This is a genomic window from Sporobacter termitidis DSM 10068, assembly GCF_900130065.1.
Classification (GTDB): Bacteria; Bacillota; Clostridia; order Oscillospirales; family Oscillospiraceae; genus Sporobacter; species Sporobacter termitidis.
In genome coordinates this window covers 158,249-173,791 of record NZ_FQXV01000006.1, presented here as the reverse complement: position 1 = coordinate 173,791, position 15,543 = coordinate 158,249, and the positions used below count along the sequence as shown (strand labels likewise).

At 53.2% G+C, this 15,543-nt stretch carries 10 protein-coding genes; 6 read left to right on the top strand and 4 right to left on the bottom strand.

What is annotated here, in order from left to right; all coding sequences use genetic code 11:
• Positions 1-114: 114 nt before the first annotated feature.
• From BUB60_RS10195 to BUB60_RS10180, 4 genes are all read right to left on the bottom strand, one after another.
• Positions 115-1,323 carry an amidohydrolase family protein gene (locus BUB60_RS10195; protein WP_073078515.1) on the bottom strand — a complete coding sequence of 403 codons (1,209 nt, stop codon included), beginning with the start codon at positions 1,321-1,323 and terminating at the stop codon, positions 115-117.
• A gap of 269 nt (positions 1,324-1,592) precedes the next feature.
• On the bottom strand, positions 1,593-2,618 hold the full coding sequence (locus BUB60_RS10190) for a hypothetical protein (RefSeq protein ID WP_073078513.1): 1,026 nt from the start codon (positions 2,616-2,618) through the stop codon (positions 1,593-1,595).
• Between the two features lie 131 nt (positions 2,619-2,749).
• Complete coding sequence (locus tag BUB60_RS10185) at positions 2,750-3,934, bottom strand: amidohydrolase family protein (RefSeq protein ID WP_073078510.1); 1,185 nt, start codon at positions 3,932-3,934, stop codon at positions 2,750-2,752.
• A 176-nt stretch (positions 3,935-4,110) separates the two neighbouring features.
• On the bottom strand, positions 4,111-5,031 hold the full coding sequence (locus BUB60_RS10180; protein WP_073078508.1) for a LysR family transcriptional regulator: 921 nt from the start codon (positions 5,029-5,031) through the stop codon (positions 4,111-4,113).
• Positions 5,032-5,243: 212 nt separating this feature from the next.
• Between BUB60_RS10180 and BUB60_RS10175 the strand changes: the two genes are divergently transcribed.
• From BUB60_RS10175 to BUB60_RS10150, 6 genes are all read left to right on the top strand, one after another.
• Positions 5,244-7,664, top strand: coding sequence for a glycyl radical protein (locus tag BUB60_RS10175; protein ID WP_073078507.1), 2,421 nt, complete (start codon positions 5,244-5,246; stop codon positions 7,662-7,664).
• Positions 7,665-7,696: 32 nt separating this feature from the next.
• Positions 7,697-8,848, top strand: a complete 1,152-nt coding sequence (locus tag BUB60_RS10170) for an aldo/keto reductase (protein WP_073078506.1) — start codon at positions 7,697-7,699, stop codon at positions 8,846-8,848.
• A 66-nt stretch (positions 8,849-8,914) separates the two neighbouring features.
• Positions 8,915-10,879: an NAD(P)/FAD-dependent oxidoreductase gene (locus tag BUB60_RS10165; protein WP_073078505.1), complete on the top strand. Its 1,965-nt coding sequence runs from the start codon at positions 8,915-8,917 to the stop codon at positions 10,877-10,879.
• Positions 10,880-11,169: 290 nt separating this feature from the next.
• Positions 11,170-12,375, top strand: coding sequence for a type 1 periplasmic-binding domain-containing protein (locus tag BUB60_RS10160; RefSeq protein WP_073078504.1), 1,206 nt, complete (start codon positions 11,170-11,172; stop codon positions 12,373-12,375).
• 108 nt (positions 12,376-12,483) lie between these two features.
• Complete coding sequence (locus tag BUB60_RS10155; protein WP_073078503.1) at positions 12,484-14,415, top strand: FAD-dependent oxidoreductase; 1,932 nt, start codon at positions 12,484-12,486, stop codon at positions 14,413-14,415.
• Between the two features lie 524 nt (positions 14,416-14,939).
• Positions 14,940-15,503: a TetR/AcrR family transcriptional regulator gene (locus tag BUB60_RS10150; RefSeq protein ID WP_073078501.1), complete on the top strand. Its 564-nt coding sequence runs from the start codon at positions 14,940-14,942 to the stop codon at positions 15,501-15,503.
• Positions 15,504-15,543 lie beyond the last annotated feature (40 nt).

Here is a 15,543-nt window from a genome sequence, read left to right as displayed (position 1 = left end):
AGGCAAGGCGATAACGCGGCGTCGGACCAAACGATAAGCTTTAATGTATAGAGTCGGCAGCAGGCTAAAACCACTGCCGACTCTCTTTATGATGTTCGCCTGAATGCAGCGATTTCAGCCGGCCAACAGGCGGTCGACCATGATGCGGCCTTCCTTCATGACGAGCTTTATCTGTCGTGTATTCCGGATATCTGCCAGCGGGTCTGCGTCCAGGACGACAAGGTCGGCGAGCTTCCCGGCCTGGATCGTACCCAGCTTATCCTGCAGTCGGAACAGCTCGGCGTTGCCTCTGGTAGCGGCGCAGATGGCATCCATTGGCGATAATCCCGCCGCCACGAGAAGCGCCATCTCCGTATGGACACATTCCCCGTAAGGGAGGAAGGGAATGCCGGAATCGCATCCCACGCCCAGCCTGACGCCGGCGGCGGCCATCTTTTTCACGGCCTTCTCCAGGTGGGGATAGACAGGCTCGGCGCCCTGCAGCGTGCCGTCGTGGGCCTTAATGCCCGATAATGTCGGCACGACGAATGTTTTGCCGTCGCTCAGCCTGTGCAATAAAGCGTCGGAGATTTCGAAATATGTATTGCCCACGCCAATGGTGTGCTCGATGCTGTCTACGCCGATGTCCAGAGCTTCCTCGAGCTCGGACGGGTTTTCAATGTGAAGCATCATGGGCTTGCCGTATTTGTGGGCGGCGCCTGTTATTTTTTTAAGGGTCTTATGGGACAATCGCGGAACGGGGTGAGGATAATTCATCTTGTTTATCGTGGAGAGGAAGGCTTTGATCCAGTCGACGCCCGCGTCAGCCAGTGCCTTCACCTCGGCATCGATGTCCGTCGTTTCATCGCAAACGACGCAGGCGCTGTCGCGTATTGCCTCGTTGCCGGCATAAACGGTATTCAGGGGATGGCCGCCTGCGGCAACGAACATGCGCCCCGCCGTTAAGATGCGGGGGGCGTGGAGCCGCTTGCTTGCGACATCGTCCCGGTAGGAGACAATGTCGGGCATCCAGTCGCCGGCGGAGCGAACGGTGGTCACGCCCCACTGCAGATTCACGGCGCCGTTCAGCGCATAGTCGTATGTCATATCCCGGCCGCCCAGACCAGGGCGCGTCAAAAGGTCGCTTCCCCCGAAATGCGTATGCGCCTCTGAAAAAGCCGGCAGCAGCGTTTTCCCCTGAAGATCAACCACCGTGGCGCCATCGGGAGCGGCTGTGCCGGCGCTTACAGCGTCTATTTGCGTTCCGTTTACGATGACCGTTGCCTTTTCGATTGGCAAATTACCCGTGCCGTCAATAACTTTTGCATTTATAAAAGCCAACATAAGAGATTACCTCGCTTTTTTGTGTAAAAAAGTTCGCTGACCTGCATTGATTTTTGTGCAAATATTATATCTCGAAAACTTCTTATTGGGAAATTCAAATCTCTTTGAACGCGATAAATATATTTCATCAATAACGGAAAAAGCTTAAACAGACATAAAGCCCTGCAGGGCAATGCTGCAAGGCCTTATGCCGCCGAAGCAAAGGAGGTTATAGGAACTGGTCCGCAAGCGGAAGAGAAAATAGGCTGTTTATATCAAACGGCAGTCTGTCAGCTTTCATAAAGGGTTTTTGACCCATTCCGGTCTTTCCAGGGGGAATCATGCGTACTGTCGAGATCGATAACTAAAAATCCGAACGGCCGGTCTACCCAGCGCGTTATCTGCGGAAGGTGAGAAAATCCCTTGGGCTGTACATAAGCGGTTGGCGTCGTACAGACATACCGCTCATCCTCTTCACCCAGCGCCGTCTCGCAGCAGGCGCCCAGATTTAACGGGTCCTCCGCGTCAAGCCCGATGTAAACGAGAACCTCTTCGGTCGGATGGCTGTGCGATTCTCCGGCACGGTGCCATATGCCGGGGTCCGTATAATGGCCCCATAAGGTGTTCAGCTCAAAGCCGAGCATTTCCGAGCCGAAAAGCCAGACGATGTTTTCCGCGTTGCCGGGGCCCTTGTCGCCCTTATTCCTCGGATGGGACACGCCGCGCGCGTCCAGATTGCTTTTTTGAACTGCAAGACTTTCTTCCGGATTCGCGTATTTGTCCTGGATGCGCAGCCCGGTGACAGGGTCGACGACCCATTTGAAAACACGGCAGTAATCCTTATATTTCTGACTTCCCAACACCGGAGCCTTCAGTGCGTCCGCCGGTATCTGCTCGGCAGCGTATACGGGGTCGAGCGAAATGACATAATGCAGAAACGGTTTCCTGACATTGCTCACCTTCACGGGTCCGTGCGGCGTCCCTCTGGGTATACAGACGACCTGAGTTTCGCTGAAGGTGTACGTTTCCCGCTCCTCGCCGATTTCAATACTGACGTCGGCGCCGAGATCGAGCATATCCTTGACATTTGCCGACGCGAACACAAGGACCTCATCATAGGGATGTATGAGCATGCCTTCTACCGGATGAAACTGACAGGGTTCTTTGACGAAGGTTAAACATAAGCTGCCGCTGAATCCTTCCAGATCCTTTTTGCCTTCCATCCAGAACAGCGGAAACGGGTAAAGCCCCTCCGGACCGTCCCGCCAGATGAGCGGTTTTTCCAGATGCTGATGGATACGGGATTTCTGCCCCATGAAATATTCCTCCTCGTTAAATCTGGCTCTGTATTTATCATAAGGGAGAAGAAAGCTGAAAGTCTACGGTAAAAAGCGTTCTCGTCCATAGAAAAAACGAATTGACTTATAATCAAAAAATTTATTAGGGCTTAGATTGCCCGCCTGAGTATTCTTCCTTCTTTCATAACGAGTCTGATATTTCTTGTACATGTGATGTCATCAAGCGGGTTCCCTTCAACGGCAACCAGGTCCGCCAGCTTTTCCGGCAGCACTGTGCCGAAAGCATCGCTCCCGACAACAGCGGCGCCTTGACACGTCGCGGAAATAATCGCGTCCATGGGAGGGATTCCGGCTTCGACAAACAGTTCCATTTCTTTATGTACCGATTCCCCGAAGGGTATATTCGGCGTCCCGGCATCAGTGCCGGCGGCGATATTGACGCCGTTGTCAAAAAGCGTTTTGACAAGGCCAGACAACCCGGCCTGGGCATCTGGACTGTACCCGTAGTAAAAAGCCGCGGACATCGTCGGCACACAAAACGCGTTTCGTTTAAGAAACGATCCGATGAGACCGCCCGGCAGCGCCTTGCCCTCATGGCCGCTGCAGGCCAGATGCTCAACGGAATCGGCGCCGGCGTTCAGGGCTTCCAGCGCGAACCCCGGGTCCTGACAGTGGACCATCGTCCTGCGGCCGCATCGATGCGCTTCCGCCATGACGGCCCGCAGTATCGCCGGGTCCAATCGTGGCGCTTTATGCCCGGGGGCCATGTAGTTGTCGTCGGCCAGAAAACACTTGATATGATTTACGCCGGCCGCGACCTGGCGCCGGACTTCGGCAGCGGCGTCCATGGGAGATGCGGGCGATGCAACGGCTTTTTCCAGGATGTCCGCTGCCGACTGCCACACCGTGTAGGCCGGATGACCTCCCACAGGTTGAAAAGCCCTGCCGCATGTCCATATTCTCGGCCCGTCCAGGTTTCCGGCGTCGGTCATGCCCCTAAGCCGAAGCATGTCGGCCTCAAAATCGCCGCCGCTTCGGACATTCGTAATGCCGTAATCCAGCAGCAGCTTTCTTTTGTCCGCGTACCAGTCGGTGGCTTCGCCGCCGAGCAGCGGGGGCTCGTCAAAACGAAAGGGACCGCCAAGATGGAGATGCGCGTCGGCCAGACCCGGCATGAGCGTCAGCCCGTGAAGATCGATAACCGCGTCGTCCCGGTGGACGGGCAGGCCGCGGCCGACCTGCAGAATATGCTTTCCGCCGATGACCACGTCCGCACCGGCAGCAGGCTCCCGGCGCAGTCCGTCGATAAGAAACGCGTTTTTAAGTATGATCATGGCCGCCCAACCCTCGTAAAAGATTTCGTATCCAGCAGGACAATTGTAGGGTTATTTGTTCGTGAAAGCAATAAAATAACCGTTATTCCACTGATAGAAAATGCTTATCTGCATATAAAAGAATTCGATAAGAAATAAGCTCAGACGGTTTTGCGGGATTCCGTCTGAGCCTTGTATTAAACGCCGTCTGCAGGCATCGTGTTGGCCGGCTCCTTCGGATATAGCTCCAGCACCACTTCTTTGAACTTCAGGGCCGCGGTGTTTTTTGACACCCGTTGCCAGCCTGCGACACAGTTGACGACGCAGTCGTCTCCCGGGATGGGGATGCAGGTGATGTTCTCGGTGGCGTAAAGTGAAATCAGGGAGATCGGGACAATTGAGATGCCCACGCCGGCGTCAACGGACCAGAGAACGGCCTCTGTCCTGTTGTACTGATGAACGACCTTGGGCGTGTAGCTTCTCTGCCGGCAGATGTTCTGTATCTCTTCCTTGAGAAGCGGCGAGCTTTCGTAGCTGATGCCGATAAACGGGTAATCCTCCAGCTGAGAGAAGTCGTTCAAATCGGCAACGGGCGGAAATGATTTTGGCAGCACCAGGCACATTCTGTCCTGCTGGGTTACAGTATAGTCCAGGCTTGCATTGTCCGCGACCATGTACTCGGCAATAAAGCAAAAGTCGAAGTTTCCCTTCGATATCTCGTTTGTCTGTTCATAGCCCAGGGCGATCGTTGTGTCGACAAGTATGTTCGGATAGCGCTTTGAAAACATGGCAAGGCATTTTTTATAGGTCGCGCTGTTTGTGTTGGCGACGACGATCGACACCTTGCCCGACTTTCCCTGCTTGTTTCGCTGTACAAGCTGTACCGTTTCGTGCATATTCTGGAGGATCTGGATCGCGTGGGGAAGAAACAGCTCGCCTTCGCTTGTCAGTAAAAGCTGCCGCCCAACGCGGACAAACAGCTGGACCCCCAATTCCTCTTCAAGCAGATTGATCTGATGGCTGACTGCGGGCTGGGAGATATAGTGCGTGCGCGCAACTTCAGAGAAATTAAGGGACTGGGCGGCTGAAACAAAATACTCAAGCTTGTTGTTATCCACGAAAAGTGATCCTCCTTAAATCCGGTATTTAGTATTATTAAACTATAATTGAAGCCCAAAAAGCAACACAGAGATGGATTATTACGTCATCCGAAGGCTTTTTTCATTAACGCTTATCGAAATTGTTTATATGAAGCAAAGTTATTGCTATTTCTCAATTGAGGCGTCCTTCTGTACAATTGACAACATAAAAAGCAACTGGGAGGCCTTCAATGATGTACACGCTAAAGCCTATGACCGATCGTGTCAAACGCGTTCGCGAGCGGTACCGTTCCACAACGCCGAAGCTCTGCACCGCTCGGTTAAAGATAGTTACGGAGTTTTACCAGGAGAACACACAGCTGACAGGTATTTTGAAGCGGGCGAAGAACTTCAGAATCCTGTGCGAAAAGCTGCCGATCCACATCAACGAGGATGAGCTTATCGTGGGCAGCCAGGCAACGACGTACCGGGGTTCCTCGCTGAACCCAGAGTTCGGAGGCATCGCCTGGTTCAGGCGGGACTGGGAGAACGGCACGCTGCTCAACAGGCCGACGGATAATTATCTGATCGATCAGGAGGATATCGACTATGTCCTCAGCGTCGTGGATTTCTGGGAAAAGGAAAATAACAGCGCGAAATTGAGCGAATACGTTCCGGAGGGATATTTAAAAAGTGTCGGGAATGGCGTGACGGCCTTCGGCGAAAAAATATGCATCATGCCGATCGGTCATTTCTGCTCAAACTATGACAAGGTCATCCGCCGGGGGTTCGGTACAATCAGAGATGAAGCGCGCTTTAAAATGGCGTCGATAGAAGGCCGTCTTTATGGAGAAGACGCCGCAAAATATACCTTTTACCGCTCCGTCGTGATTGTCAGCGAGTCGATGATCACATTATCCAAGCGGTATGCGGCGGCATGCATGGATATGGCCCGGATTGAAAATGATCCTGTAAGAAGAAAAGAGCTCAAAAAAATGGCTGACAGCCTGGACTGGATCATGGAAAAGCCCTGCCGCAATTTTCATGACGCCGTCCAGTGCCTGTATTTATACCACATCGGCATGTGCCTGGACGGCCAGCAGCACGGCATCAGCTTCGGGCGCGTCGATCAATACCTGGGCGATTATTATAAGGCGGACCTTGCCTCGGGCGTCATGACGCCCGAGGAGGGCCAGGAGATTCTCGATCTGTTTTATCTGAAAGTCGCGGAAATGAATAAAATGGGCCCCTCCACCTCGGCGCGCGGCGTATCCGGATACACGAGCGGTATGCTGATGACGCTCGGCGGCGTTGACAAGAACGGCAATGACGCGACAAACGACGTGACATATATGATGCTCCAGTCGGCGGGGCGGCTTGTCCTGCACGATCCCCCGCAGGCATTGCGGATTCATCGGGGGACCCCCGACGCACTTTGGGAGGCCGCAATCGCCACGACAATGATTGCCGGCGGTGTCCCCACGTTTGAATATGACGAGATCATCATCCCCGGACTTCAGGGGCGCGGCTTATCGCTGGAAAGCGCCCGGAACTACTGCCTTATCGGCTGCGTCGAGCCTGCCGGCTGCGGCGATCACTGGTCCATGTGCGGCGCCTCCGGCTGGGAGGGGTACTGGAATATGGCCAACTGCTTTCTCCAGGCCATCAACAACGGTTACAATCCATTCCCAAATCCGGATGGATCGGCACCCCGGCAGACAGGCCTGCCCACGGGATATCTTTATGAAATGGAATCCTTCGATCAGGTCCTTGAGGCCGTCCGCAGGCAGATGAGGTTCTTTGTCGACTGGCAGGTCAGCATGACCAATATTCAGGAATATATCACGGACAGAGAGCTCCCGCTGCCTCTTGTCTCGGCGGCAATGGACGGATGTATGGAATCCGGAAAAGACGTCATGGACGGCGGGGCGAGATACAACTCAACAGGTTTCCCCGGGATTGCCATAGGTAATCTGGTGGACTGCCTGGCCGTAACCAAATATCTGGTTTATGACCGTAAGATTTGTACGGCACGAGAGCTGTACGACGCGTTGATGACAAACTGGGACGGGAAGGAGGCGCTCCGACAGTACATACTCAATGAAGCGCCGCGCTACGGCAATGCCAATGACTACAACGACAAATATCTGACGTGGGTCGGCGACACGTTCGCCGAATTTGTGAATGCCGCATACGGGCCGCGGGGCCGCTTCAGCGCGGGGCTCTTCCCGGTGGCGTTCAATGTCCTGTACGGCTTGTCCACGGCGGCAACACCCGACGGACGCAAGCTCGGGGAACCGCTGTCGGACGGTATCTCCCCGATGCAGCAGATGGACAAAAACGGCCCGACGGCAATATTGGCCTCAGTCTCCCGGCTTGACCAGAGCAAATATCCCGACGGTACGCTTCTGAATATGAAATTCCACCCCACGGCCTTAAGCGCCGAGGATAGCAAACAGAAGCTAAAGGCGCTGATAGAGACATATTTTGACATGGGCGGGATGGAAATGCAGATCAATGTCATCAGCAGCGAGATTCTCCGCGATGCCCAGAAGGCACCGGATAAGTATAAGAATCTGGTCGTCCGTGTCGCCGGCTTTTCGGCGTATTTTGTAGAGCTCGTGCCGGGCAGCCAGGAGGATTTGATACGGAGGACGGAGCTGTCAATATAAATGAACGGCAAACACGACAGCGGTACACAGAGATGAAATATCAAAAATTCGGTCGCCTTGACTGGGAAATCTCCGCCGTCAGTCTCGGCGCCATGCAAATACCGGCGCTGACAGCGCAAACGGGGACAATTGATGCAGATGATGCGAAGCGGCGCATTGCCGCCATTCGCAGCGCCATAGATCACGGTGTAAATTTCATCGGCCTTGGCTTTCCGTACCTGCAGGAAAATCCGGCCGGACGCTGCGCATATATCGCTGAAGCGCTGACGGACGGATATCGGGAAAGGATCAGGACTGCAATCAGTATCCCTGTTTGCGGGGTAGACAAAACAGAAGAGCTGGACAGGTATCTGGCAAATCAGCTTGAATGGTATGGGTTGCCTGATTCGGAGTTTCTCATGCTCGACGGCGTAAACCGCCTGACCTGGGAAAAACTGAGGAGACTTGGTATCAGAGCGTGGCTTGAGAAGGTACTCGGCTTAAATAAGGCGCGGTATGTCGGCTTTTCGTTTCATGACGACTGTCAGATTCTTCAACAAATCATTGACGACTTTAATAACTGGACATTCGTCCAATTCGAGTACAGCATGGTGGATTATAGGCATCATCCCGGTATCAGCGGCCTCGAGACAGCCGCAAAGAACGGCCTTGGCGTTATCATATCCGGCGGCTTAAAAGACGGACGTCTTCTGCAGCATATCCCCGATAGTGTTCAAACCGTTTGGGATGAGGCGAATGAGAAGAGAACCCCAGCGGAGTGGTCGCTGCGCTGGATTTATAACCATGCCGGGCTATCCACGGTGAACTTTGAGCTTGACACACCGGAGCGGGTTTGCCAGCTTTTATCCATTGCTGAAAACTGCGCGCCCGATATGCTGGACGTCTTTGAACTGCTCCGGGCAGGCAAGCTCCGTGACCTTTATAATTCCAGGCGTGCCATACAATGTACCGCCTGCAGATGCTGTATGCCTTGTCCTATCGGAATTGACGCTCCCCGGATCATAGAGCTGTACAACGACGCGATGATGTACGACAATCACGAAATACCGCGGTTCGTCTACCGGCTCGAAGGCCATCAGAAGTCGAAATGCACCGGCTGCGGCATATGCCAGAGCAATTGCCCAAAGAAATTCCCCTTAACTGACCTTATCGCAAAGGCGGCTGAACTGTTTGTGCCGCTATGACCAACAGGCTGTACCCGAAAATCGCTGCAGACGAAAGGAGAGCCGTGGAAAACCACGCACTGTAAAATGTATTCATGTAAATACCCTAATTTATTCTCATCCATCTTTATCGGCAACAGGCTTTTTAAAAGCAGACTTTTCGCTTCACCCACCGGCTTGCAGTACACAACGTCAAAAAACCGCCCGATCACGGAGGGCATTGCCTATTACGAGCGGAAAGCCATAGGAGGGGCGGCGTCCGTCTGCATCGGCGACGCCATGATAGATTCCGATCTGGCGCTTGCCAACGGAAATCATCTTTTGCTGGATGACCCGGGGGTCCGGCCGCATTTGACGAAGTTATCCGACGCCATAACAAGGCATGGCGCCGTGGCGTCGATGGAGCTGTCCCACGGCGGTAACGCGGCCCGTATCTCTTATTCCGGAGGAAATAAGATATACGGCCCCGTTGAGAGCGATACGGCCGGCAATATGGGAGAGCGGATTCACGCATATGAGATGCCCCTGGAAATCATGGCGCGGACGATCAGAAAATTTGCCGGAGCCGCGGCGTTTGCCAAGCGCTGCGGCTTCGGAATGGTGACGCTCCACGGCGGGCACGGATGGCTTCTGCATCAGTTCATGTCCCCAACCCAAAACACCCGGGACGATGCATACGGGGGATGCTTTGAAAACCGCATGCGTTTCCCGCTCGAGGTTATCGACGCGGTGCGCAAGGCGGTCGGCCCGGGTTTTCCTGTCGAAATTCGCATCAGCGGCTCCGAATGCTCCGAGGGCGGATACGGTATCGATTACGGTATTGAGATTGCGAAAGCGCTGGACGGCAAAGTTGACCTCATACATGTTTCGGCGGGCAGTCACGAAGACCCGCGGGTATTTACCGTAACACATCCGAGCATGTTCCTGGAGGACGGCGTCAATGTCGGATACGCTGCTGAGATCAAGAAGCATGTTTTACAATCGAAGGTCGCGACAGTCGGGGCTCTTTCCGACCCGGCTTTGCTGGAGGAGATCATCGCCTCGGGCAAAGCGGACGTGGTCGAGCTGGCAAGAGGGCTCATTTGCGACCCCGATCTGCCTGTCAAGGCCCGGCTTGGGAAAGACGGTGAGATCGTCAAATGCATGCGATGTTTTACCTGCTTTTCCAATCTCATGACAAACGGCCATGTGATCTGTGCCCTGAACCCTGAGATCAGTAATGAGACCGAAATCAAATTTGAGCGCTCCGTACCGGAAAAGAAAACGGTTTTAATTGCCGGGGGCGGCATCGCCGGCATGCAGGCGGCGCTGACGGCGGCGGACCGCGGCCATCGCGTCATACTCTGCGAGAAAACAGACAGGCTGGGGGGCGTTTTGCTTTGTGAGGAGAAAGTCCCGTTCAAGAAATATCTTCACGAATATCTGGAGCACCAGGCCCGAATGATCAAACGCGGCGATATCAAAGTTTATTTGGAGACCGCGGTGACACCTGAGCTCGTTAAGCGCTGGGAGCCTGATGCTTTAATTGCGGCCTTGGGAGCGCGGCCTCTTACGCTCAAAATCCCGGGGATAGAAATGCCCCATGTCCTGTATGCCGAGGAGCTGTACCGCCGGCCCGAAAAAGCCGGGAAAAAGCTCGTCATTTTAGGCGGCGGGCTTGTCGGCAGCGAGCTTGCGATCTTCATGGCAAACAGAGGGCATGACGTCGCCATTATGGAAATGTCCTCAAAACTGAATGACGGCGGGAATATTCTTCAGGGCCAGGCTATCGACATTGAATTAAAAAAACTTGGTGTCGGATTGGCGCTCAGCACGAGAGCCGTTGAGATCAATAACAGCGGTGTGCTGGCGGAAAACGCCGATGGGCGGAAGCTTTATGAAGCGGACACCGTCGTTTGCGCCGTCGGGATGAAGCCGTTGCTGCAGGAAGCGGAAGCCCTGCGTTTCTGCGCCCCGGAATTCTGCCAGATCGGCGATTGTATCACGCCGAAGAATATTGCCGAGGCCACGCGCAGCGCTTATTTCGCGGCAACATATTTGGGCCGCTATTAGGCGCATCGTTCGGCATGTGAATTCCATAATCGTTCCCAAGTAAGTATTAGTTATAAGTTGATTCGTTTTTTCTATAAGAGGATGAGCACATAACTCTGGACTTAAATGCTGCGAGTCCTATATGATATTAGTCAAGATGGTTAAGCGAAAGCGCTAAATGAGAGCGCGAACTGTCAATATTCACAGGATGTCAACCCGGCAACATAGAGATGTTGCTTTGCTCAGCCGTCCCTTACCGCCCCGGCTTGGCTGTTGCGAAGTATATATTAAAGTCATTTAGGAGGTAAAGAATGAAAAAGGTTATTTCAGCGTGTTTTGCGATCCTTCTGATTTTCTCGTTGTTTGCATGCTCCGGCAAAGTGGCTGGCGACAATACCGGGTCGCCGAGTCCGACCTCTCCGAGCACATCCCCAAGCGCGGCGTCTCCGAGCGCATCGGCAGCAAGTCCCACGCCCTCCGCGCCGACTGACTCGATCGGTATCTATGACCCGGACAAAGACTATAGCTCAAGGGAACCGTATAAGGTCGTTTACCTTTCCTACCAGGCCGGCGCGTTTGGTCAAACGATCGACGACAATTTTAAGGGCTGGTCGACGCTGCTCAATCTTGACTATGCCCATATGGACGCACAGACGATGGACGATTTCTATAATCAACTGCAGGTATACGCCGATCAGGGCTATGACGGATATATTCTGGACGGAGACCCGACAACCGGCTCGCGGACGCTTGATCTCACAAAGGAGCTCGGTATTAAAAACTGGATGACGGCAACGTCGGCGCTTAAAAATGACGACGGCACCATGATGTGGCCCGCCGTTACCCTGGACAGCGAGGCTATCGGAGAAAAGCAGACACAATGGCTGTATAATAATTATACGGAATACTTCGGAGAAATCGATACCAAGCAGCTCGGCTATATCTATGTGGACTATTCCGTGATACCCAACCTTCATGAGTCCGAGGTGGGTGCGGAGAATAAATTCAAAGAGCTCTTCAAAGATATCTATCCCGGTAATTTCTTTGTCGCCGACCTCGCGGGTGAGCAGTTTACCGCAGACGCGGCATACAACAAGGTGTCGCCGATCATGTCCTCGCATTCCGAGATCAAGTATTGGATGATCGCCGCGGATAATGAGCTGTACGGTACCGGAGCGGCCCGTGCGCAAGAGGCGCTCGGCTATACAAGCAAAAATGCGATAACCATCAGCATCAACGGCGACTCTCTTTATACTTCGTGGGATACAGGATACGACGGCTGCTGGGTCGCGGCCGTATGCTCTCCGATGAAGATGTTTACAGGCCCGATCATCAACGCGCTTGTATCGATGATGGACGGCGGGGTGACGGCCGAGACGCTCTGGCCTGAATATGTGGCCGCAGGAAACAAATACGCCGAAAATAAGGTCCTGACTGAGGTCCTGACAAAGGACAACTATAAGGCTTATCTGGCCGAGGTCGATAAGTACGCGCCCTATAAGGTTGGTCAACAATAGTTCCTCAACAGTAAATACATATCATACCGGGTTAACATTCTATCCGCGGCCTTTAAGTGACGCGGATAGAATGTTAACATAATAAAACCGCAATACAAGGAGTATGCCATGAATTTTAAATACCTCTTCACGCCCTATAAAATCGGCAAGTGTGAAATCCCAAACCGTCTTGTCGTTACGGCAATGGCGACAAATTATTGTACCAATCAGGGGCTCGCCACAGAGCGTTACATCAGGTATCATGAAGAGCGGGCCAAAGGCGGCTGGGGCCTTATCATCACCGAAAATTATGCTGTGAATGAGCACGCGATGGCTTTTCAGGGGATCGGGGGCATGTGGAACGACGAGCAGGTTGCCAGCCACCGCCAGCTTACGGAGCGAATCCATCGCTATAATACTAAAATCTTCTGCCAGCTTTATCATGCCGGGAGACAGACCTTTTCACTGGTGAACGGCGGCGTCCAGCCTGTCGCGCCATCGCCGATCGCCTGTCCCGTCAACCGCGAAATGCCACGGGAGCTCACCACCCACGAAATCCACGGTCTGGTCACGGATTTTGGCACCGCTGCGGAGCGCGTCAAAAAAGCCGGCTTCGATGGTCTGGAGCTGCACGCCGGCAACGGCTACCTGATTGCCGGCTTTATGTCCAGCTATGAAAACAGGCGAACGGATGAATACGGCGGATGTTTTACAAACAGGATGCGGTTTCTGAGAGAAGTTCTGGAGGAGGTACGATCGAGGGTCGGCTCGGTTTTTCCCGTATCCGTGCGCTTTGCTGCGGAAGAGCATGAGCTTGGCGGACGCGATCTCGCCGAAGCGCGTATGGTTGCGGCGCTTCTTGAGGAGATGGGCGTCGATATGATCAACTGCTCCAACGGCGTTTACGGCTCTTATAACCTGAGCCAGATTTCAACGATGTATATGCCGCACGGCTGGACGATCAAAAACGCGGCGGAACTGAAAAAAGTCGTCAATATTCCGGTACTCGGCGTCAATCGGATCACAGACCCGCTGATGGCCGATCAGTTCCTGTCTATGGGCTACTGTGATTTCGTGGGGATGGCGCGGGCTTCGCTGGCAGACCCTTTTTTACCGCAGAAAGCATTGCACGGTCAGTTTCAGTCAATCCGCACCTGCATCGGATGCCTGCAGGGCTGCGTCGGCTCGCTCATCACAGGCTCGCCCTGCCGGTGCCTTGTGAACCCGGAGTGCGGTCATGAGTTCGAGTATGATTACTCGGCCGAAGTCACGCCTAAAAAAGTACTCGTCATCGGCGGCGGCGTTGCCGGCATGGAAGCCGCCATAGCGGCGGCCCGCCGTGGGCATAAGGTCACCTTATGGGAAAAAAGCGACCGGCTCGGCGGCCAGTTTATTTCTGCGTCATATCCGCCCGGAAAGGGTGAATTCGCTACATATATCGGGTGCCTGAATTATTATGTAAAAGAGACCGGTGTGTGTGTTGAATTTAATAAGGAGGCTACCGAGGAAAGCATCAAAGCGTTCGGTCCCGACAGCGTGCTCCTGGCCACCGGCGCCGTCCCGAACGAACCGAAATTGCCGGGCGTTAACAGGGCGAATGTGGTTTATGCCGAGCAAGTCCTCCTTGGTATAAAAACTGTGGAAGGCCGTATTGTTATCGCCGGCGGAGGGGAAACCGGCCTGGAAACCGCCTTGTATTTGGCCGCGTCCGAGCGGGGCGACATCAGCGTTGTTACAAGCCTTGAAAAGGTCGCCAAGGAGCTTAATGGCGTTAAACGGGTTGAGGCGCTGAAAATGGCGGCCACCAGAGGTATCGAGTTTATTACAAATACAAATCTTGTTGAAATATGTGAAAACGGCGTGCTGCTTGAAAAGGGCGGAGAAACAAGACTTCTTCCGTGTGACTGCGTCGTTATCGCCAAGGGCTATCATTCAAATAATAGCTTGAAGGATGAATTGGCGTTTTTGGGAGACCGACTAGTGACTATAGGGGATGCCGTAAAGGCAAGGAATGCGCTGGAGGCGTCCGCATCCGGATGCAAAGCCGGATACTATGCCTGATAAACCGGATAGCGGTGGATGTTAATCCCACTTTCCTGCGTCAACTGCGGTAAGGCTGCTGGCGATGTTCCCGTTTCCATTGGGGCAATAAAACAGAGGAACAATGATGGCGCGGGAAGGAGTAGTCACATCGGAGAAATTAAGGGCCCGTGCAGCGCACAGTACGCGCGAGCGTACGGTCCGCATCCGTAAGGTCGAGAGTTGGATCCTCTTCGTCTCCACTTCAAAAACAGCCTGTATCTGTAATGGGTACGGGCTGTTTTTTCGCGCTCTTGTATACCGCTGTTTTCCCTGTACGCTTTAGCGGCTGATGCTATTATATAAGCATATAACAAGTATTGGATACATTAGCGATAAAAGTATTTGAGAAGCTATAAGGATTGCGGCGTCGATGTGAAGCTCATTGAAGATGAATCTGAAGCTACAATTTCTCGTTAATACGTCGGCTTCGATGTATTCAAACAATAAATACCACATTGACAATAAGCGAATGATCGTTTATTATAGAACCATGAGGTGTCCTTATGAGAAGAAAAGACGATGAAAAAGAGCGGTGTATCAAAGAAGCCGTTATAAAGCTCATCCTTCAAGAGGGATTCCACGGGGCCTCTATCTCAAAAATTGCCAAGATGGCGGGGGTCTCGCCGGCAACGGTCTATATATACTTTGAAAACAAGGAGAACATGCTGCAGGACATCTACAGCGAATATTCGGAGGAAATTTTTGATTACTTATTAAGTAAGGTAAGCAGGTGCATGGGAGGGCCTCAGCTGATCGAGGTGCTCATCAGAAGCTATTATGACTATATACTGGAGCATAAAGAAGTTTTCAGTTTTGTCGAGCAGTTTTCAAACTGTCCGTCCCTGGCCAACAGCTGTTCGGGGAAAAAGGGCATCTGTAACGTTCACAGCCTGATCGGGGAGCTGAAGCAGAACCGGATCATAAAAAATTACAACAATGACAATTTGCTGGCGATCATTTTCTACCCGGTCAAGGCCATCGCCGCCGATACGCATAAAAGCGAGGCCGAGCGGGCGGAGCTGCTGGGGGAGCTGGTCAGGATCATACAGGACGCGGTGCTCCTATAACGATGCTGCAAGCGGGATAATTTTGTGAAAGTAATTTCGC